Origin of the sequence: Lentzea albidocapillata, from assembly GCF_000719115.1 — a bacterium.
GTDB lineage: Bacteria > Actinomycetota > Actinomycetes > Mycobacteriales > Pseudonocardiaceae > Lentzea > Lentzea albidocapillata.
The window spans coordinates 110,222-128,712 of record NZ_JOEA01000003.1 but is presented as its reverse complement, the minus strand read 5'-3'; the positions used below and the strand labels follow the sequence as shown (position 1 = coordinate 128,712).

Below are 18,491 nucleotides of genomic sequence, written 5' to 3'. Positions count from 1 at the left end.
CATGACGGCGGTGGTGGAGCAGCGGGACCGGTCGCTGCTCACGCGCGTGCAGCACGTGTTGCACGCGCAGGCGACGATCGGGCCGGCGGTGGTGCTGCTGGCGTCGGTGATCGTGTTCGCGTTGCTCTCGGAGCGGTTCCTGACGCCGGGCAACATCTCGCTGATCCTGCAGCAGGTCGCGGTGGTGGGCACGCTCGCGGTGGGACAGACGATCGTGATCCTGACGGCGGGCATCGACCTGTCGTGCGGGGCGATCATGGTGCTGACCTCGATCGTGATGGCGAAGTTCGCGGCGGAGACCGGCCTGCCGGGACTGCCCGCGCTGCTGCTGGGGTTCCTGGTGGGCACGCTGTGCGGCCTGCTCAACGGGCTGCTGGTGACGCGGCTGAAGCTGCCGCCGTTCATCGTCACGCTGGGCACGTTGAACGTGTTCTTCGCGTTGAACCTCTGGTATTCGGGCAGTGCCACGATCCGCGGCTCGGACATGCCGTCGCTGCTGCTGTGGACCGGGCAGACGTTCACCGTGGGCGGCACGCGCATCACCTACGGCTCGATCCTGCTGGTGGTGCTGGTGGCGGCGATGGCGTTCGTGCTGAAGAACACCGCGTGGGGCCGGCACGTCTATTCCACGGGTGACGACCTGGAGGCGTCGCGCCTGTCGGGCATCCGCACCGCACGGGTGTTGCTTTCGGTGTACGCGACGGCGGGGCTGATCTACGCGGTGGCGGCGTGGACGCTGATCGGCCGGATCGCGTCGGCGAGCCCGCAGGCGGGGCAGACCGACAACCTGGACTCGATCACGGCGGTGGTGATCGGCGGGACGTCGCTGTTCGGTGGCCGTGGCGCGGTGGTGGGGTCGCTGATCGGCGCGTTGATCGTCGGCGTGTTCCGCAACGGCCTCGCGCTGGCCGGCGTGGACGTGTTGTGGCAGACGATGGCGGTCGGTGTGCTGATCATCGTGGCGGTGTCGCTGGACCAGTGGATCAGGAAGGTGAAGGCATGACCACCCCGATCCTGCAGGCGACGGGCCTGGTCAAGCGGTACGGGAGGGTGACGGCGCTGGCGGGCTCGGACCTGGAGCTGCTGCCGGGCGAGATCCTCGCGGTGATCGGCGACAACGGCGCGGGCAAGTCGTCGCTGATCAAGGCCCTGTCCGGGGCGGTGGTGCCGGACGAGGGCGAGGTCCTGCTCGACGGCGAGCCGGTGTCGTTCTCCACACCGCTGGACGCGCGCAACGCGGGCATCGAGACGGTGCACCAGTCACTCGCGGTCTCTCCGTCGCTCGACATCGCCGCGAACCTGTTCCTGGGCCGCGAACTGCGCCGCAAGGGCGTGCTGGGATCGGTGTTTCGGATGCTCGACCGAGCCGGCATGCGGGAGGAGGCACGCCGCCAGCTCGACGCGCTGGGGATCATGACGATCCAGAACCCCGGCCAGGCGGTGGAGACCCTCTCGGGCGGCCAGCGCCAAGCCGTGGCGGTGGCGCGGGCGGCGGCGTTCGGCAGCCGTGTCGTGATCATGGACGAGCCGACGGCGGCGCTGGGCGTGCGGGAGTCCCGAGCGGTGCTGGACCTGATCCTGCAGGTCCGCGACCGGGGCCTGCCGGTGATCCTGATCAGCCACAACATGCCGCACGTGTTCGAGGTCGCCGACCGCATCCACATCCAGCGCCTGGGCCGCCGCAAGGCGGTGGTGGACCCGAAGTCGGTGTCGATGTCGGACGCGGTGGCGATCATGACCGGCGCCATGGAACCGCCTAGCTGACGCCGAAGGGGTTGTCGATCACGTACCGCCACCGGCCGTCCGCGCCTTCGCGTGCGACGTCGGTGGCGGTGCCGTGCACGTCGCCGATGGTCCAGTCGACGATGAGCAGCGCGATGCCGTCGTGTTCGTAGACGTGCCGCGGACGGACGTCGATGGGCAGGCCGAGCCCGAGGAACCGCTGGTTGGCCGCCTGCCGCGCGGCCCCGGTGACGGTGGTGCCGGGTTCGGGCACGAACAGGCCGCCGGGTTCGTAGACGGCGTCGACGGCGCGCGGGTCGCGGGAGTTGAACGCGGCGGCGAACTCGTGGGCCACACTGGCGGGGTGGATGGTCATGCTGTGAGCGTCGCGTTCGCCGGTGTGGGTCACCAAACGGTGACCTGGGACCGGCCGTCGTCGGACTGCCCGGTGGAGGTGGCGCTGGCGGCGATCAGCGGCCGGTGGGCGACGCTGGTACTGCGCGATCTGATGCACGGCCCGCGGTCGTTCTCGGCGTTGCGGGCGGGACTGCCGTCGCTGAGCGCGAAGGTGCTGACCGAGCGACTGGAGTCGTTGGTGGCGCAGGGTCTGGTGTCGTGCTCGCGCTCCCCCGGTTTCCCGGTGCGGACGTCGTACGAGCTGACGTCCGCCGGGTTGCTGCTGCGGCCGTTGCTGGTGGAGCTGCACCGCACGGGCGAGGCACTACTGGGCGAGCTCGCGGATGACTGACTCCAGCGGCGCGATGACGTTGCGGGACCGCATGAGGCCTTCGGAGATCTCCACCAGGTCCGGCTTCAGGCGCTTCCAGCGCTGATCCTCGCCGGGGACCTGGAACAGGCTGAGCGCGAACACCGGCGTGCGGCCCAGTTCCTGTTCCAGGTCGGCGAGGTCGTCACGCAGCGCGTCGTCGAACCTGGCTCGGGTGTCGTCGTGCGCGTTCGGCGCGTCGCCGCTGATGTGGACGACCCACTTGGAATCCCCAGAAGTGTTCATGCTCCACGGTAAGGGCAGGGCCCCGCCCTCCCAAGGCTCGTGAGCGGCTCCACCCCGAGCAGGGCCGCGGTCTTGGTGTAGACGGCGTGGGCGAGGGCATCGTCCAGAGCCAGGCGCGAAGGGGTGTCCGGCCGGGACTCACTGAAGAAGCCGCCGCTGGGACGCGGTGCGGGCGAGGCGGTGGCGAGCAGGACGGGGGTCTGCACACCTTCGTCCGGGGTGATCGCGAACGGGCGGAACAGCGGGGCGGTGAGCCGCATCAGGCCGCCGGCGTTGCTGTTCATCGCGGTGCCTTTGACCATTCCGGGATTGGCGTTGTAGACGCTCATGCCCTCGGGCAGGCGGCGCGCGAGTTCTCGCGTGGCCAGGAGGCTGACGAGCTTGCTCGTCGCGTAGACGTTGATCTGGTTGTAGAAGCGGTTGCTCCATGATGTTCCCGCTACGTCCGGATCGGCGGTGTCGAGCTTGCCGCGCTTTTCCACGAACGAGGACATGTTGATGATCCGCGCCTGGGGCGTGAGCGCTCCTTCGGCCAGCAGGGCGTGGGTGAGCAGGAACGGGGCGTGGTGGTTGAGCGCGTAGGTGCGTTCCACGCCGTCCGGTGTCTGCTCGTATCGGGGGAACGCCGCCCCTGCGTTGTTGATGAGGACGTGCACCGGGTGGTTGTCGGCGGCCAGTTCCGCTGCCAGTGCCCGTACTTGCGACCACTGTTCCAGGTCAGCGGTGTACGTCCTGGGCGGTGCCGCGTCACTGCCCGCAGGAGCCAGGCCGCGCAGGCTGTCGGAGGCGGCCTGGGTGCGCGTCGCGTCCCGGCCGACGAGTACGACGCTCTGACCGGCCTTGATCAGGTGGCGTGCCGTCACCAGGCCCAGACCGGAGGCTCCGCCCGTGATGACCGCGATCTTGCTGCTCATCGCTGCTCTCTTTTCGCGGTGTCCTTGACGATGGCGGCGGCCTCACCTGTCGAGCCGGTGCCATCGATCACTTCGCGGAGAAGCGTGTGCAGGCGCAGCCTGCTCTCATGGTCGAGGCGGGCGAAGGGTGAGTGCTCGGTGGTGTGCTGGATGACGCGATCGCGCAACGCGCATCCCTCGGGGGTGAGCTGGATGACTTTCACGCGGCGGTCGGTGGGGTGGGGCACACGGCGGACCAGGCCGTGCTTCTCCAGCCGGTCGATCATCGACGTGGCGGTGGAGGCGTCGCACTGCAGGAGGTCGGCCAGGCGACGCGCGGTCATCTCCCGGCCGCGGCTCAGCCTCCACAGGGCATCGGTCTGGGCGTCGGTCAGCCCCGCGTCGCGAGCCAGGTCCTTGAGCTCGGCATGTACCTCGCCGCGGATCGCGAACAGGCAGTCGTGAAGCTCTTCGGTCAGCTGCCGATCATCCATGACCGCCACATTACATGGAAAATCCAATAGTTGGAAACTCCATGTATTCTGCGACTTACAACGGCACGGCGTCGAGTGCCTTGTAGATGCGCTTGTCGCTGACCGTGTACCGGGTCTTGATGGTCTGGGCGAAGTAGGACAGGCGCAGTTCCTCGATCATCCAGCGGATCTCGTCGAGTTCGGGGGCGGGTTCGTCGGCCGGGGTCTGCGCGCGCAGTTCGCGGTACTCGGCGTGGACCTGGTGGACCTGGTTGGTCCAGTCGAGGTCGCGGCGCGGGTTCTCGGGCAGTTTCTCGATGCGCCGCGCGATGCCTTTGAGGTAGCGCACGAGGTCGGGCAGCCGGTCGTAGCCGGTGTGGGTGACGAATCCCTTGTACACCAGCGAGTTGAGGTGTGCGCGGATGTCGTTGGCCGAGTCCGGGGCGCCTTTGAGGCCGGTCAGTGCCAGTTCGGCCTCGTGGGCGGCTTCGAGGACCTTGCGGACCTCCTGCACGACGACCCAGGTGGTGTCGTTCAGCGCGGCCTGGACCTTTTTGAGCTGGGCGGCGTAGGACTTGGCGTCCCAGGCGGGCTCGCCCATGAGCCGGTCGACGGCGGCCATGATGCAGTCCGACAGCAGCGCGGCGACGCCGCCGTGGGGGTTGCGGGTGAGCGCGAGTTTGGCGGCGTTGTCGAGGTGGCGCTGCAGGTGCTTGACGGGCGAGTTGATGCCGAGCAGCAGGAGCCTGCGCACGCCGCGGCGGTGCGCGAAGGCCTGCCGTCCGGGCGTGTCGAGGACCTTGATCGCGACGCTCTCGCCCATGTCGAGCAGTGACGGGTAGGCGGTGACGGTGATGCCGGACTGCCGTTGCTCGATGGTCTTCGGCAGCGCGTCGAAGTCCCAGGTCGTGAGCCCGGCGCGTTCGAGGTGCCCGGCGGCCTGGCTGAGCGATTCGCGGACCTCGTCGCGCAGCTTCTCCTTGAGCACCGCGATGTCCTTGCCCTCGGCGAGGGTGCGGTTGTGCTCGTCGACGACCTGGAAGGTGAGCTTGAGGTGGTCGGGGACGGCGTCGAACTGCCAGTCCTCACGGTGCACGGTGACACCGGTGAGTGCTTTGAGTTCGCGTTCGACGCCGCTGAGCAGGCTGGACTCGCTGGGTTTGATGCGCGCGAGCACGGCGGTGGCGACGTCGGGGACGGGCACGAAGTTGCGGCGGATCTGCTTGGGCAGCGAGCGGATGAGCGCGACGACGAGGTCGTGGCGCAGGCCGGGGATCTGCCAGGAGAACGCGTCGTCGTCCAGGGCGGTGAGCGCGGGAAGCGGGAGTTGGACGGTGACGCCGTCGTTCTTCGTGCCGGGCTCGAAGTGGTAGCTCAGCGGCAGCGTGAGCTCGCCCTGGCGCCACTGGTCGGGATACGCGTCGGGGGTGACGTCGGCGCGGTCGTTGACCAGCATGTCCTTGGTGAAGGTGAGCTGGTTCTTGTCCTTCTGCTTCTTCCACCACGAGTCGAAGTGCCGCGCGGACACGACCTCGGCGGCGACGCGTTTGTCGTAGAACTCGAACAGCGTCTCCTCGTCCACGACGATGTCGCGGCGCCGTGCCCGGTTCTCCAGTTCGCCGACCTCGTCGAGCAGCGCGCGGTTGGTGTGGAAGAACCGGTGGTGCGTGGTCCACTCCCCCTGCACGAGCGCGTGGCGGATGAACAGCTCACGGGAGAGTGCGGGGTCGATGCGGCCGTAGCTGACCTTGCGGCCGGCGACGATCGGCACCCCGTAGAGCGTGACCTTCTCCAGGGCGACGACGCTGCCGCGTTTGCTCTCCCAGTGCGGTTCGCTGTACTGGCGTTTGACGACGTGTTCGCCGAGACGTTCGGCCCATTCGGGTTCGATCTTGGCGGCGATGCGGCCCCACAGGCGGCTGGTCTCGACCAGTTCGGCGGCCATCACCCACTGCGGTGGTTTCTTCGCGAGCGCGGAGCCGGGGAAGATCGCGAACTTGGCGTTGCGGGCGCCGAGGAACTCGGTGAGGGGGCGCCGTTTCTCGCCGGGGGCCTGCTTCTTGAGGACGTCCTTGACGCCGATGTGGCTGAGCAGCCCGGACAGCAGCGCGATGTGGATGTTGCGCGGGTCGCCGGGCTGGTCGCCCGGGTGCATGCCGATCTGCTTGGCGACCTGGCGCAGCTGCAGGTAGATGTCCTGCCATTCGCGCACGCGCAGGTAGTTGAGGAACTCGGCCTTGCAGCGCTTGCGGAACTGGTTGCCGCTCAGTTCCTTCTGCTGTTCTTTGAGGTACTGCCACAGGTTGAGGAACGTGACGAAGTCGGATTCGGCGTCCACGAACCTGGCGTGCTGCTGGGTCGCGGCTTCCTGCTGGTCGGCGGGGCGTTCGCGGGGGTCCTGGATGGACAGTGCCGCGGCGATGATCATGACCTCGGTGAGGCAGCCGGTGGTGTCGGCTTCGAGGACCATGCGGCCCAGCCGCGGGTCGACGGGGAGCGCGGCGAGTTTGCGGCCGGTCGCGGTGAGCTTCTTCTCGGCGGCGTTGATCGCACCGAGCTCCTGGAGCAGGCCGATGCCGTCGTTGATGTTGCGGGCGTCGGGCGGGTCGATGAACGGGAACTTCGCGACGTCACCCAGGCCGATGTTGGTCATCTGCAGGATGACGCTGGCGAGGTTGGTGCGCAGGATCTCCGCGTCGGTGAACTCCGGGCGGGCCTCGAAGTCCTCTTCGGAGTACAGGCGGATGCAGATGCCTTCGCTGACGCGGCCGCAGCGGCCCTTGCGCTGGTTCGCGGACGCCTGGCTGATGGGTTCGATCGGCAGGCGCTGGACCTTGAGGCGGTGGCTGTAGCGGGAGATGCGGGCGTTGCCGGGGTCCACGACGTACTTGATGCCCGGCACGGTGAGGCTGGTCTCGGCGACGTTGGTGGCGAGCACGACGCGCCGGCCGGTGTGCCGCTGGAAAACCCGATGCTGCTCGCCCACCGAGAGGCGCGCGTAGAGCGGGAGGATCTCGGTGTTGCGGAGGTCCTCTTGCTTGAGGGCTTCGGCGGTGTCGCGGATCTCGCGTTCGCCGGACAGGAACACCAGGACGTCGCCGGGGCCTTCGGCCTGCAGTTCGCGGACGGCGTTGATGATGCCCTGGGTCTGGTCGTCGTCCTCCTCCAGCGGCCGGTAGCGGGTCTCGACGGGGTAGGTGCGGCCGGAGACCTCGATGACCGGGGCGTCGCCGAAGTGCTGGCTGAAGCGCTGCGGGTCGATCGTGGCGGAGGTGATGATGATCTTGAGGTCGGGGCGGCGCGGCAGGAGCTGCTTGAGGTAGCCGAGCAGGAAGTCGACGTTGAGGCTGCGTTCGTGGGCCTCGTCGATGATGATCGTGTCGTAGCGCGACAGGGTGGCGTCGGTCTGGATCTCGGCGAGCAGGATGCCGTCGGTCATGAGCTTGACCAGCGTCTCGTCACCGGACTGGTCGGTGAACCGCACCTTGTAGCCGATCGTGTCACCGAGCTTGGTGCCCAGCTCCTCCGCGACGCGTTCGGCGACGGTGCGCGCGGCGATGCGGCGCGGCTGGGTGTGACCGATCTGGCCGGTGATGCCGCGGCCGAGTTCCAGGCAGATCTTGGGCAGCTGCGTGGTCTTGCCGGACCCGGTCTCGCCGGCGACGATCACGACCTGGTTGTGCTCGATCAGGTCCTTGATGTCGTCCTTGCGCTGGCTGACCGGCAGCTCGGCCGGATAGCTGATCTTGGGAACGGACTCCCGGCGCAGCGCGACCTTGAGCGCGGCCTCGTCTATCTGGGCGGCGATCTCCTCGGTGATCTTCTTGCGCGCCAGAGGGTCTTTGACCTTGCGTGCGCTGTCGAGGCGCCTGGCGAGTCGGCGTTGATCACGCGGCATGAGCTCGGGCAGGCGTTTGTGCAGTTCAGCGTGCGGGGTGTCCATTTGGGTTCAAGGATAGACAGGGCGTGCGGGTTCGCTCGCGTCAATAACCGTCAGACCCCGCCGCCGGCACGTGAGATCGCCTACTTCGCGATGCCGTGGCGCCGCCGGGGCCCGTGGCCGGACGCGGCATTCCGCAGCTGCCGGAGTTGTCCGGAAAAAGCCGCGGGACAGCTTTCCCGGTGCTCCGTCCGGCGGGTGCCGCGAATTGTCAGACCCCTTCGATAACGTCATGGGTATGGATCTCGACGTCTTCTGGGCACTGCTCGACCAGTCGGCTTCTGCCTCCTCTGACCAGCATGAACGCCGCGTGTGGCTGACGTCGCGGCTGGCTTTGCTGCCGCCGGGTGACATTTGCGGTTTCGAGACTTTGCTGAGTGCTTCACGCGGTCGCGTGAACACGTTCTTACACTGGCACGCGGCTTATGTCGTGTGTGATGGATTGTGTTCCGCCGACAGTTTCTTCGAGTTCCAGTCGTGGGTGATCGGGCTGGGCCGCGAGGTGCTGGCCTCGGTGGCGGCCTCACCGGACGCGCTGGCCGAAGTGCCGGCGGTGCGGACGCTGCTGGCGGTCGGGGCGCAGTCGTGGCCGGACGCGGCGTGGCCGTTGTGGGAGGGGCTGTCCGGGGTGGCGCGTGAGGCGTTCTTCCTGGCGACGGGGCGGTCGCTGGACAACGCGCTGGCGATCCTGGGCCACGTGCCGGTGACGGACGCGGGCCCGTTCACCGGTGAGGTGTGGGATCTGGACTCGCCGGTGGAGGCGGCGGTGCGGCTGCCCCGGCTGTGGGAGCTGTCCGGCGGGCTGGAGGAGGCGGCGTGAGGCCAGCCGGTCCGCGACCTCGACGCGGGCACGGTCGCCGGAGCGCTGCCGGCGAGGCGCCGCTCGCGGTCCAGGACCTGGCACGTTCGGCATCCCCTCACCTGCCGTCCGATAGCCCATCCGTCCGGCATCGTGCGGCCTGTGACCTGCACTGATGCCGAGGCTTCAAAAATTGTCAGACCCTCTCGCTAGCGTTCCCGGCATGGACCTGAACGCGTTCTGGGGCCCGGCCGAGTCGTCCGGTGTGGCGGCCTCCGATCAGGACGGCCGGCTGGAGCGGCGCACCGCCGCCCTGGCCGCGGTGCGCGCGGTGGCTCCGGTGGATGAGTCGTGGGATCGCGGTGGCTCCGGTGGAGGTCGCCGCGCGGGTTCCGCGGACGAGTGCGTTGTTCGGGAAGGTGGCGTGATGGCCGTGCCCAGGGCTGTTCCGGTCGACGTGGTGGTGTGGCGGGCTCCTGGTCCGGCGTCCTTCCCGGAGGCGGCGGCCCGCTATGCGGAGTTGCGGTCCTCGCCGTTGGGGGCGTTCGAGCCGGCGGTGGCGGCGTTCGTGCGGGAGTTACGGCGCACGTCGCCGGATCCCGCGTCGCCGGTGTCGTGGGACGAGGCGCTGACGGTGGGGGTGGACGCGGTGATCGTGCACGTGGTGTGGCCGGGGCAGCGTCAGGTGCTGGATCTGGTGGCGTTGCTGGCGTCGCGGCACGGGCTGGTGTGTTTCGAGCCGGCCCGCCAGGCCGCGATGTCCTGACGCAGCGAGGTCTTCGTGTCCTCCGGCGCGAAGGACGCGTCGACGGCGTTGGTGGCGATGCGCGCGAGGGCGTCGTCGCCGAAGCCGAGGTGTTCGCGCAGCAGGCGGTATTCGTCGGTGAGCGTGGTGCCGGTGGAGGCGGGGATGTCGGTGCTGAGCGTGACGGTCAGCCCGGCGTCGATGAGCAGTGGCAGCGGATGAGAGGAGAGGGATTCGACCAGTCCCAGCGCGACGTTCGACGACGGGCAGGCTTCGAGCGGTATGGCGCGGTCCCGCAGCAGCGCGACGACTTCCGGATCGTCGAGCGCCCGGAACCCGTGCCCGATCCGGTCGGCGAGCCCGACGGTCACGGCTTCGGCGACACTGGGCGCTCCGCAGCACTCCCCGGCGTGGTGCACGAGTCCGACCCCGCCGTCTCGCGCGGCACGGAAGACGCCGGCGAACGGGGTGAGCGGGTAGTCCTCCGCTCCGGCCGTCCCGATCGCCACGACCTGTGGGTGTGCCGTCGCGAGCCGCAGTGAGTCGCGCAGTCGCGCTACCGATCGCTTCCTGGGGTGGTCCACGATCACACGGCATTCGATGCCGTGGGCGGCCTGTCCTGCGGCGAGCCCGGACAACACCGCCTCGAGCGGCATGTCCGGATCACCGAGCCGTTCTCCGTGCGCTGCCGCGGTGAACGTCACCTCGGCGTACCGGGTCCCCTGCGCTGCTTCCTCGGCGCAGAACTCGTACGCGATCCGGCGGAAGTCCTCGGCTCGCCGCAGGCAGTCCCGCACTGCCCCGTTGTGGGCGGCGAACTGCGCGAAGCCGTCGAACGCCCCGGTCTGCACGGCGGGGACGTCGACGCCGTGGTGCTCGGCGAGTTCCGCGAGGGTGTCCGCGCGCACGGTGCTTTCGAGGTGCACGTGCAGGTGGGCTTTGGGCAACGTCGCGAGGTCACGCATGTGGCGCGACGCTACCCAAGGCCGGTCGGCGGGCGCCCGGCATTTTCGCGGGCGTCATCCGGCGAGGAACGTCACCGCGCATCTGGGTTGACCGCGTTGACGGGACTCACCTCCTCCGGCCGATCGCGTGCGCCGAGCCTGGCGCCCGGTGATCACCGGGCGCGCGCGGGTATTCGGCGCGACATCGGGCGGGTGCCGCTACTAGGTTCCGGTGCCATGCCTGATGTTGTGCGGACGCGCCACGGCGCGACGGTGCTGATGTGCGCCGAGGACGGTCCCCCGATCACCGACGAGCAGTCCGCTGTGGACCTGATCGGCACGTTGTGGGGTCAGGACGTGCGGTGGCTGGTGTTGCCGGTGGCGCGGTTGTCCGAGGACTTCCTGGTGTTGCGCACACGGGTGGCGGGTGCGGTGGTGCAGAAGTTCCAGCAGTACGGCTTCGCGGTCGCGGTGGTCGGCGACATCACGGAGCAGGTCGCGGCGAGCACGGCGTTGCGGGACTTCGTGTACGAGTCGAACCGGGGCCGGCAGCTGTGGTTCGTGGCGGATGAGGCGGAACTGGACGCACGGCTGAGCGCGGCGGCCTGACCACGCCGAACAGCTCTATTGCACATGGCTGGCAATAGGTAGTGTCGCGGGTATGGACATCCGTCGTTCGCTCTCGCAGCACAGTGGCCCGCGCAGATCGCCGCACGAGGTCCTCCGCCGTCTCACCGAGCAGGTCACGCCCCGGACGCGGCCGGAGGACCCGGTGCGGGAACTGGAGGAACGGGTCGCAGGCCTGCTGGGCAAGCCCGAGGCCTTGTTCTTCCCGTCGGGAACGATGGCGCAGCAGGTGGCGTTGCGGGTGCACGCCGACAGGACGGGCCGCCGGTCGTTCGCGGGGCATCCCCAGACGCACCTGCACGTGTGGGAGAACCAGGGCTACAACGCGCTGCACGGCCTGCGGTTCCATCCCGTGGGCGACCGCAACGAACTGTTCGGCCTCGACGATCTGAAGGCGGTGCGCGAACCGCTCGCGGCGGTGGTGTTCGAACTGCCGCAACGCGACATCGGCGGCGTGCTGCCCGCGTTCGCCGACCTGGCGGCGCAGACGGCGTGGGCGAGACGGTCGGGTGCGGCCGCGCACTGCGACGGCGCGCGGCTGTGGGAGGCGCAGACCGGCTACGACGCCACGTTCGCCGAGATCTCCGCGTTGTTCGACACGGTGTACGTGTCGCTCTACAAAGGACTCGAAGGTGTGCGGGGCGCGGTGCTCGCCGGCGACGGCGAGACGATCGGGCAGGCGGCGGTGTGGCGGCGCCGGATGGGCGGGGCGATCGCCGACGCGTGGCCGCTGGCCGCGATCGCGTTGATGGGCATGGACGTGAACCTGCCGAGGATGGCCGAGTTCCGCGACCACGCCCAGGCCCTCGCACGGGCGATCAACGAGGACGGGTTCGCGCACACGACACCGGACGTGCCCGCCACTCCCCTGTTCCACGTCCACCTGCCGTTGTCGCGCCACGACGCGCAGCGGGCCGCTGAGCACCTGCTGCGGGAGACGGGGATCAGGCTGTTCCTGTACACGCGGTCGAATCCGGATCCGCGCCGGTGCAGCTTCGAGGTGAGCGTGGGGATCAGCGGCCTGGAGTTCACGCCGCGCGAGGTGGTGGAGTTGATCAGAGGGCTACCATCGCGGGTGTGAGCCTGCCCGAACCCGTCCAGCACGCGCTGGTCAGGGTCTCGCACTCGGTCCTGATCGACGTCGACGCGCTCGCGGGCGTGCGCGAGAGGTTCGACGACGAGCAGGCGGCCTCGCTGGCCGGGTACCTGCGCAGCGCGCAGTCGCCGAACACGGTGCGGGCGTACCGGTCGGACTGGATCGCGTGGGCCGGGTGGTGCCAGGCGGAGGGCCGTCAGGCGTTGCCGGCCGATCCGCTGGACGTGGCGGTCTATCTGGCGGTCGCGGCGGACACGGTGAAACCGGACGGGTCGCCGGCGTTCGGGGCCTCGACGCTGGAACGCAAGTCGGCGGCGATCTCGGCGGTGCACGCGGCGAACGGCCTGCCGAGCCCGACGCGCAGCGACGTCGTACGGCTGACGCTGCGCGGTGTGCGGCGCACCCGCAAGTCGCAGCCCCGGCGCAAACGGCCGGTGCTGCTCGACACCCTCGAAGCGCTGCTGAACGAACGACCGCAGGCGGGCCCGGCGCGCGCGAGAGACGCGTTGCTGCTGCTGGTGGGGTTCGCCGGCGCGTTGCGGCGCAGCGAGCTGGCACAGATCGAGTTCTCCGACGTCACGGTGGACATGGATCCGCGCACGCACGAGCCGTTGCTGCTGATCCGGCTGGGCACGACGAAGACCGACCAGACGGGCAAGCACCAGCAGCAGGTGGTGCTGCCACGCGGGAGCAGGCGGCCGACCTGCCCGGTGTGCGCGTTCGCGGACTGGGCCGACGTGCTCGGCGGCAAGGAGCTCTCCGAGACCGGCCTGCACCGCTGCCACGGCTTCGAGGCGGTCGTCCGGCAGGGCCCGGTGTTCCCGGTGGTGAACCGGCACGGCGGTATCGGCACCAAGGCCATGTCGGGGCGCGCGGTCGCGGAGCTGGTGAAGCGGTACGCGGTGCGGGCGGGCCTGGATCCGGCGTTGTTCGGCGGGCACTCGCTGCGGGCGGGGTTCGCGACGCAGGCGGCGCTGGGCGGGGCGAGCGACCGGGAGATCATGCGGCAGGGCCGGTGGACCAACCCGCGCACGGTGCACCGCTACATCCGGACCGCGAATCCCCTCGAGGACAACGCCGTGACCCGCCTGGGCCTGTGAATCTGTGACCCAGCTCTCACTCTGTGTAGTTAACTATAAACAAGATCCCCGCCGGTAGGGCTGCACCACCCGGAGTAGCGGGCTACGCCGAAGGAACGTACGTACCGGGAAGTTTCCGTCGTGTTTCCACGCCGTTGAGCTGCTCTTATGTTCCACCATCCGGACAAAACCCGGTGTCCTGACCAGCGACTCAGTCCAAATCATGAAGCGATCTCGCATTTTGGGAGTGGCTGATCGCATGCACTGAGAGCAATACGATCACCACGCCCGGTCATAGACGACGGCCGGGTGTTCGCCCCGGCACCCCTGTAACGCCACCACGGTGAACGAACGTCACACAGACCCGCCGCCGAAGAAGCGCCGAGGCCCGGACCGACCCCCTGCACGGTCCGGGCCTCGGCACGGTCGTGCTCAGGGCTCCAGATCAGTCGCCGCCAGGAACGACCCGTCCATATGGAACGGCACCGAGTCATGCGCGTGCGTCACCAGCCACCGCCCGTCACGCCGCTGCAACCCCACCGTCGTGCGCATCCACATCGAGAAACCCTCGGGATAGCCGACCGGCACCGCCGACAGCCGCGCCAGCCCGTGCGCGAACGCCACGTCACCGGACACGACGACCGTCAGATCCCGGTGCTCCAGCGTGATCGGCCCCGTGAACCCGGCCATCCACCCCGCCAACGCCTCCACGTCCCGCGCGTCCGGCCCGGAGTTACGCAACGGAGGCGCCAACGTACACGTCACCACATCGTCGGCGTAGCGGGCCGCGATCCGCGCGGGATCACGCAGCCGCATGCCTTCCTCGTGCTCGGTGAACGTCTCGCGGATCGCCGCCTCGTCCTGCACCAGCGTGTGAGTCATCTCGAAACCCTCCGTCGAAATCGGCTGACACACCGGTGTCGAGACATGACCCGCGGTCTCGACATGACGGTGAGAAGATTTTTCCGCCAGCCAGCCACGAGCCGGGAGGCCGCACGTGAAGTACCTGATCCTCATCTACAGCAACCCGAAGTCGCGGGCCGCGTGGGACAAGCTCACCGAAGAGCAGCAGGCACAGTTCGGCAAGGACCACTACGACCTGTCCGACAAGCTCCGCGCCTCCGGTGAGCTCATCGTCAGCGAAGGCCTCCCCGGACCCGAGACCGGCAAAGGCGTCAGCATCCGCGGCGGCGAGGTCGTCGTCACCGACGGACCCTTCGCCGAGGCCAAGGAATACCTCGCCGGGTTCTACCTCGTCGAAGCCGACTCGATCGACCAGGTCATCGCCCACGCCGCGACACTGCCCGACGCCCACAACGACGGCATCGAGGTCCGGCCGGTCTGGGACACGTCCATGCTGGACGGCCTGTGAACCCTGAGGTGGAGGGCCTGCTGCGCACACTCGCGCCGCAGGTCCTCGGCGTGCTCGTACGCCGCCACGGCCAGTTCGACATCTGCGAGGACGCCGTGCAGGAAGCCCTGCTCGGCGCCGCCCAGCAATGGCCGGCCGACGGCATCCCGGACAACCCCAAGGGCTGGCTCATCACCGCCGCCTCACGACGATGGATCGAGCAGTACCGCTCCGACACCGCCCGCCGCCACCGCGAGGACAAGGTCGTCGCCCTCACCCCCACACCACCCGACCCGGTGCCGGCACAGGACGACACCCTCACCCTGCTCGCCCTGTGCTGCCACGAATCACTCACCACCGCCTCGCAGATCGCCCTCACACTCAGAGCGGTCGGCGGACTCACCACCGCCGAGATCGCACGAGCGTTCCTCGTCCCCGAAGCGACAGTGGCGCAACGCATCAGCCGCGCCAAACAGAAGATCAAACAGTCCGGCGCCAAGTTCCGGCCACCACAGGACCTCACCGCCGTCCTGCACGTGCTCTACCTGATCTTCACCGAAGGCTCCACCGCCAGCTCAGGCGACGACCTCGTGCGCGTCGACCTCACCGCCGAAGCCCTCCGCCTCACCCGGCAACTGCACAAACGCAGACCAGCCGACGGCGAACTCACCGGACTGCTCGCGTTGATGCTGCTCACCGACGCACGCCGCCCCGCCCGCACCGACACCAACGGCACACTCATCCCGCTCGCCGAACAGGACCGCACCCGCTGGGACACCGCAGCGATCGAAGAAGGCACCAACCTGGTCAGCACCGCGCTCAAGACCGCCCAGATCGGCCCCTACCAGCTGCAAGCGGCCATCGCGGCAGTCCACGCCGACGCCACCAAGGCCGAAGACACCGACTGGAACGAAATCCTCGGCCTCTACGACCTGCTCACCGTCACCGCACCCGGCCCGATGGTCTCACTCAACCGCACCGTCGCCGTCGCCATGGTCCACGGCCCGCGACAAGCACTCGACGAACTGTCCACACTGGACCTCGACCACTACCGCGTGCACGCCGTCCGAGCACATCTCCTCGACCTGCAAGGAGACCACGACCAAGCACGCCAGGAATACGAGAAAGCCGCCAAACTCACCCTGAGCGCACCGGAACAGCGCTACCTCAGGTCCCGGTCGCGCCACCCACGGTAGCGTCCGACGACGGAGCCTCCTGCGGCGGCGCCACCGGCACGACACCCGACAAATCCCCACCATTGTCATTGGTGCGCAACACAAAAGGCCGCGTCTGCGTGTACTGCACCACCGAGATCGAACACGGATCCACCACGATCCGCTGGAACCCGTCCAGATGCACACCCAGCGCATCCGCCAGCACAGCCTTGATCACATCACCGTGCGAACACAACACCCACACCGCACCAGGACCATGCTCCTCGGAAACACGCGCATCATGCGCCCGCACCGCCGCCACCGCACGAGCCTGAACGCGCGCCAGCCCCTCACCATCCGGAAACACCGCGGCGGAAGGATGCTGCTGCACAACCGCCCACAACGGCTCGTCGTACAGGTCCTTCAACGCCTTACCGGTCCACGCCCCGTAATCCACTTCGGACAGATCCGGCTCCGCCACCGCCTCCAAAGACCGATCCGCCAGCAACGGCGCCAACGTCTCCTCACACCGCTGCAAAGGAGACGACACCACCGCGCTGACCGGAACGTCCTTCAACCGCGACACCAGAGCCGTCGCCTGCGCCTGCCCCCGCTCGTCCAAACCCACACCCAGCGAACGCCCGGCGAGCACACCGGAACCGTTGGCGGTCGAACGCGCATGCCGAAGCAGGATCACCGTAGCCACGAACCCACCTTAGATCGGCTGCAGCAACCCCATCGACAGCAGCCCCATCAGCACCAGACCCAGCATCAACCGGTACCACACGAACGCCGAATACGAATGCTTCGACACATACTTCAACAACCACGCGATCGTCGCGTACCCCACCACGAACGAGATCAGCGTCGCCACGACCATCTGCGGAACCGACGCCTGCACACCCGTACCCGAACGCTCCAGCACGTCCGGAATGGAGAACAACCCCGCCCCGAACACCGCCGGAATCGCCAGCAGGAACGAGTACCGCGCCGCCGCCTCACGGTTCAGCCCCAGGAACAGACCCGCCGTCAACGTGCCACCCGAACGAGAAACACCCGGGATGAGCGCCAGGGCCTGCGCCAGCCCCATCCCGATCGCGTCCTTCATCCGCAACTCGTCACGCTGCTGCTTCGCGAGATGGTCCGCCAGACCCAGCAGCAGACCGAACACGATCAACATCGTCGCCGTGATCCACAGGTTCCGCGCCGACGTCCGGATCTCGTCCTTCAGCAGATAACCGAGAACCGAGATCGGCACGGAACCGATGATCACGTACCAGGCGAGCCGGTAATCCCTCTCCTTGCGCGCCTCCGCGCTGAAGAGACCACGGAACCAGGCGCTGATGAAGCGCCCGATGTCCTTGGCGAAGTAGATCAACACCGCCACCTCGGTACCCAGCTGGATGACCGCGGTGAACGAAGCACCCGCGTCGTTGCCGAAGAACAGCGTCGACGTGATCCGCAGGTGCGCACTGCTGGAAATCGGCAGGAATTCCGTCAGTCCTTGGACCAGTCCGAGGACCAGAGCCTGCAACCAGCTCAACTACCCACTCCTGCCAGATCCAAAGCCTCGGCCGCGGTCCGAAGACCAGCGATCCCCTGCTCCAGATCTTGCAGCATCGGCGAAACGGACAGCGTGGTGACCCCCGCCGCGGCGAGCGCCTTCATCCTGTCTGCTATGCGCTCCTTCGGGCCCAGCAACGACGTCGCGTCCAGGAACTCCAGCGGGATCGCCGCCATCGCACCGGCGTAGTCACGAGCCAGGTACTTCTCCTGGATCTCCTCGGCCTGAGCCGGGAAACCCATACGCACCATCAGGTTGTTGTAGAAGTTCTGCTTGCGCGAACCCATGCCACCGACATAGAGCGCCGTGTACGCCCGAACCGGGTCCGCACACGCCTTCCAGTCCTCACCCACGATCAACGGCACCGTCGGCACCACGTCGAAGCCGTCCATCGTCTTACCGGCCTTCTCACGACCGGCCTTCACCGACGCCAGCGACTCCGCCGAGTACTCCGGCGAGAAGAAGATCGCCAGCCACCCGTCCGCGATCTCCCCCGTCAGCTCCAGGTTCTTCGGGCCGACAGCGGCGAGGTAGATCGGGATCTGGTCACGCACGGGGTGCACCGTCAGCTGCAACGCCTTACCCGGACCATCGGGAAGCGGCAGCGTGTAGTGCTCACCCTCATAACGCAACTTCTCCCGAGACAGCGCCTTCTTCACGATCGCCACATACTCACGCGTGCGCGCCAACGGCTTGTCGAACCGCACACCGTGCCAGCCCTCCGACACCTGCGGACCCGACACACCGAGACCCATCCGGAACCGGCCACCCGACAGCGTGTCCAAAGTGGCCCCGGTCATCGCCGCCATCGCCGGCGTCCGCGCCGGAATCTGGAAGATCGCGCTACCGACGTCGATACGTTCGGTCTGCGCGGCCACCCACGCGAGCACCGTCGGCGCGTCGGAACCGTAGGCCTCCGCGGCCCACACCACCGAAAAACCGAGTCGGTCGGCCTCTTTGGCCAGCTCAAGGTTCGCGGCGTCGTTGCCGGCGCCCCAGTATCCGAGGTTCAGTCCGAGCTTCACACGGCAAGACCCTACCGGTCAGTAACACCGATTGCCAGGCTCAACCGATGATCACCCCTTAGCATCG

General features: G+C 68.4%; 20 protein-coding genes. 10 read left to right on the top strand and 10 right to left on the bottom strand.

The window, feature by feature from the left end:
• Position 1 precedes the first annotated feature (1 nt).
• Both IG04_RS0104150 and IG04_RS0104145 read left to right on the top strand, forming a co-directional pair.
• Positions 2-1,003: an ABC transporter permease gene (locus tag IG04_RS0104150; protein WP_030475167.1), complete on the top strand. Its 1,002-nt coding sequence runs from the start codon at positions 2-4 to the stop codon at positions 1,001-1,003.
• Complete coding sequence (locus IG04_RS0104145; protein ID WP_030475166.1) at positions 1,000-1,764, top strand: ATP-binding cassette domain-containing protein; 765 nt, start codon at positions 1,000-1,002, stop codon at positions 1,762-1,764. Before IG04_RS0104150 ends, IG04_RS0104145 begins: the two co-directional genes overlap by 4 nt.
• Here IG04_RS0104145 and IG04_RS0104140 read toward each other — a convergent pair.
• Entirely contained in the window at positions 1,757-2,098 is a 342-nt protein-coding gene (locus IG04_RS0104140) for a YybH family protein (RefSeq protein ID WP_030475165.1), read from the bottom strand. The two genes, IG04_RS0104145 and IG04_RS0104140, sit on opposite strands and share 8 nt — an antisense overlap.
• A 3-nt stretch (positions 2,099-2,101) precedes the next feature.
• On the opposite strand from IG04_RS0104140, the gene IG04_RS0104135 reads away from it, so the two are divergent.
• The gene (locus tag IG04_RS0104135) at positions 2,102-2,470 is read left to right on the top strand and encodes a winged helix-turn-helix transcriptional regulator (RefSeq protein WP_245816019.1); all 369 of its coding nucleotides are present in this window, start codon (positions 2,102-2,104) and stop codon (positions 2,468-2,470) included.
• On the opposite strand, the gene IG04_RS0104130 is transcribed toward IG04_RS0104135, so the two are convergent.
• The 4 genes from IG04_RS0104130 to hrpA are packed head-to-tail and all read right to left on the bottom strand — an operon-like array spanning position 2,444 to position 8,043.
• Positions 2,444-2,734, bottom strand: a complete 291-nt coding sequence (locus tag IG04_RS0104130) for a hypothetical protein (protein WP_030475163.1) — start codon at positions 2,732-2,734, stop codon at positions 2,444-2,446. The two genes, IG04_RS0104135 and IG04_RS0104130, sit on opposite strands and share 27 nt — an antisense overlap.
• The gene (locus tag IG04_RS0104125; RefSeq protein WP_051768864.1) at positions 2,731-3,648 is read right to left on the bottom strand and encodes an SDR family NAD(P)-dependent oxidoreductase; all 918 of its coding nucleotides are present in this window, start codon (positions 3,646-3,648) and stop codon (positions 2,731-2,733) included. The genes IG04_RS0104130 and IG04_RS0104125 overlap by 4 nt, the downstream gene beginning before the upstream one ends.
• On the bottom strand, positions 3,645-4,121 hold the full coding sequence (locus IG04_RS0104120) for a MarR family winged helix-turn-helix transcriptional regulator (protein ID WP_051768862.1): 477 nt from the start codon (positions 4,119-4,121) through the stop codon (positions 3,645-3,647). The genes IG04_RS0104125 and IG04_RS0104120 overlap by 4 nt, the downstream gene beginning before the upstream one ends.
• A gap of 55 nt (positions 4,122-4,176) precedes the next feature.
• Positions 4,177-8,043: an ATP-dependent RNA helicase HrpA gene (gene hrpA, locus IG04_RS0104115; protein WP_030475160.1), complete on the bottom strand. Its 3,867-nt coding sequence runs from the start codon at positions 8,041-8,043 to the stop codon at positions 4,177-4,179.
• Positions 8,044-8,278: 235 nt separating this feature from the next.
• Between hrpA and IG04_RS0104110 the strand changes: the two genes are divergently transcribed.
• The gene (locus IG04_RS0104110) at positions 8,279-8,860 is read left to right on the top strand and encodes a DUF4240 domain-containing protein (RefSeq protein ID WP_051768860.1); all 582 of its coding nucleotides are present in this window, start codon (positions 8,279-8,281) and stop codon (positions 8,858-8,860) included.
• 202 nt (positions 8,861-9,062) lie between these two features.
• Positions 9,063-9,605, top strand: coding sequence for a hypothetical protein (locus IG04_RS48560; RefSeq protein ID WP_084401008.1), 543 nt, complete (start codon positions 9,063-9,065; stop codon positions 9,603-9,605).
• Here the strand turns inward: IG04_RS48560 and add are convergent.
• On the bottom strand, positions 9,521-10,549 hold the full coding sequence (add, locus tag IG04_RS0104105) for an adenosine deaminase (protein ID WP_051768858.1): 1,029 nt from the start codon (positions 10,547-10,549) through the stop codon (positions 9,521-9,523). The genes IG04_RS48560 and add overlap by 85 nt on opposite strands.
• A 216-nt stretch (positions 10,550-10,765) precedes the next feature.
• On the opposite strand from add, the gene IG04_RS0104100 reads away from it, so the two are divergent.
• From IG04_RS0104100 to IG04_RS0104090, 3 genes are read left to right on the top strand one after another with little or no spacing between them, the layout of a single operon-like run.
• Positions 10,766-11,137, top strand: a complete 372-nt coding sequence (locus IG04_RS0104100) for a DUF4180 domain-containing protein (RefSeq protein ID WP_030475157.1) — start codon at positions 10,766-10,768, stop codon at positions 11,135-11,137.
• Positions 11,138-11,189: 52 nt separating this feature from the next.
• A complete protein-coding gene (locus IG04_RS0104095) occupies positions 11,190-12,236 on the top strand; it encodes a threonine aldolase family protein (protein ID WP_036013651.1) in 1,047 nt (348 codons plus the stop codon).
• Positions 12,233-13,351, top strand: a complete 1,119-nt coding sequence (locus IG04_RS0104090) for a site-specific integrase (protein ID WP_245816021.1) — start codon at positions 12,233-12,235, stop codon at positions 13,349-13,351. Before IG04_RS0104095 ends, IG04_RS0104090 begins: the two co-directional genes overlap by 4 nt.
• A gap of 411 nt (positions 13,352-13,762) precedes the next feature.
• On the opposite strand, the gene IG04_RS0104085 is transcribed toward IG04_RS0104090, so the two are convergent.
• On the bottom strand, positions 13,763-14,212 hold the full coding sequence (locus tag IG04_RS0104085) for a YybH family protein (RefSeq protein WP_030475154.1): 450 nt from the start codon (positions 14,210-14,212) through the stop codon (positions 13,763-13,765).
• Positions 14,213-14,327: 115 nt separating this feature from the next.
• Between IG04_RS0104085 and IG04_RS0104080 the strand changes: the two genes are divergently transcribed.
• Together IG04_RS0104080 and IG04_RS0104075 are read left to right on the top strand one after the other, a co-directional pair.
• Positions 14,328-14,702: a YciI family protein gene (locus IG04_RS0104080; protein ID WP_030475153.1), complete on the top strand. Its 375-nt coding sequence runs from the start codon at positions 14,328-14,330 to the stop codon at positions 14,700-14,702.
• Positions 14,699-15,877, top strand: a complete 1,179-nt coding sequence (locus tag IG04_RS0104075; RefSeq protein WP_030475152.1) for an RNA polymerase sigma factor — start codon at positions 14,699-14,701, stop codon at positions 15,875-15,877. Before IG04_RS0104080 ends, IG04_RS0104075 begins: the two co-directional genes overlap by 4 nt.
• Here the strand turns inward: IG04_RS0104075 and IG04_RS0104070 are convergent.
• The 3 genes from IG04_RS0104070 to IG04_RS0104060 are packed head-to-tail and all read right to left on the bottom strand — an operon-like array spanning position 15,849 to position 18,424.
• A complete protein-coding gene (locus IG04_RS0104070; protein WP_030475151.1) occupies positions 15,849-16,541 on the bottom strand; it encodes a histidine phosphatase family protein in 693 nt (230 codons plus the stop codon). The two genes, IG04_RS0104075 and IG04_RS0104070, sit on opposite strands and share 29 nt — an antisense overlap.
• A 9-nt stretch (positions 16,542-16,550) precedes the next feature.
• On the bottom strand, positions 16,551-17,378 hold the full coding sequence (locus IG04_RS0104065) for an undecaprenyl-diphosphate phosphatase (protein WP_030475150.1): 828 nt from the start codon (positions 17,376-17,378) through the stop codon (positions 16,551-16,553).
• A complete protein-coding gene (locus IG04_RS0104060) occupies positions 17,375-18,424 on the bottom strand; it encodes an LLM class F420-dependent oxidoreductase (RefSeq protein WP_030475149.1) in 1,050 nt (349 codons plus the stop codon). Before IG04_RS0104060 ends, IG04_RS0104065 begins: the two co-directional genes overlap by 4 nt.
• Positions 18,425-18,491 lie beyond the last annotated feature (67 nt).

Excerpts from the sequence above, each read along its gene's own strand:
- IG04_RS0104095 (WP_036013651.1), top strand. The coding sequence starts at position 11,190 with ATGGACATCCGTCGTTCGCTCTCGCAGCACAGTGGCCCGCGCAGATCG.
- IG04_RS0104130 (WP_030475163.1), bottom strand. The coding sequence starts at position 2,734 with ATGAACACTTCTGGGGATTCCAAGTGGGTCGTCCACATCAGCGGCGAC.
- IG04_RS0104110 (WP_051768860.1), top strand. The coding sequence starts at position 8,279 with ATGGATCTCGACGTCTTCTGGGCACTGCTCGACCAGTCGGCTTCTGCC.
- IG04_RS0104140 (WP_030475165.1), bottom strand. The coding sequence starts at position 2,098 with ATGACCATCCACCCCGCCAGTGTGGCCCACGAGTTCGCCGCCGCGTTC.
- IG04_RS0104145 (WP_030475166.1), top strand. The coding sequence starts at position 1,000 with ATGACCACCCCGATCCTGCAGGCGACGGGCCTGGTCAAGCGGTACGGG.
- hrpA (WP_030475160.1), bottom strand. The coding sequence starts at position 8,043 with ATGGACACCCCGCACGCTGAACTGCACAAACGCCTGCCCGAGCTCATG.
- add (WP_051768858.1), bottom strand. The coding sequence starts at position 10,549 with ATGCGTGACCTCGCGACGTTGCCCAAAGCCCACCTGCACGTGCACCTC.
- IG04_RS0104120 (WP_051768862.1), bottom strand. The coding sequence starts at position 4,121 with ATGGATGATCGGCAGCTGACCGAAGAGCTTCACGACTGCCTGTTCGCG.
- IG04_RS0104125 (WP_051768864.1), bottom strand. The coding sequence starts at position 3,648 with ATGAGCAGCAAGATCGCGGTCATCACGGGCGGAGCCTCCGGTCTGGGC.
- IG04_RS0104100 (WP_030475157.1), top strand. The coding sequence starts at position 10,766 with ATGCCTGATGTTGTGCGGACGCGCCACGGCGCGACGGTGCTGATGTGC.
- IG04_RS0104085 (WP_030475154.1), bottom strand. The coding sequence starts at position 14,212 with ATGACTCACACGCTGGTGCAGGACGAGGCGGCGATCCGCGAGACGTTC.
- IG04_RS0104150 (WP_030475167.1), top strand. The coding sequence starts at position 2 with ATGACGGCGGTGGTGGAGCAGCGGGACCGGTCGCTGCTCACGCGCGTG.
- IG04_RS48560 (WP_084401008.1), top strand. The coding sequence starts at position 9,063 with ATGGACCTGAACGCGTTCTGGGGCCCGGCCGAGTCGTCCGGTGTGGCG.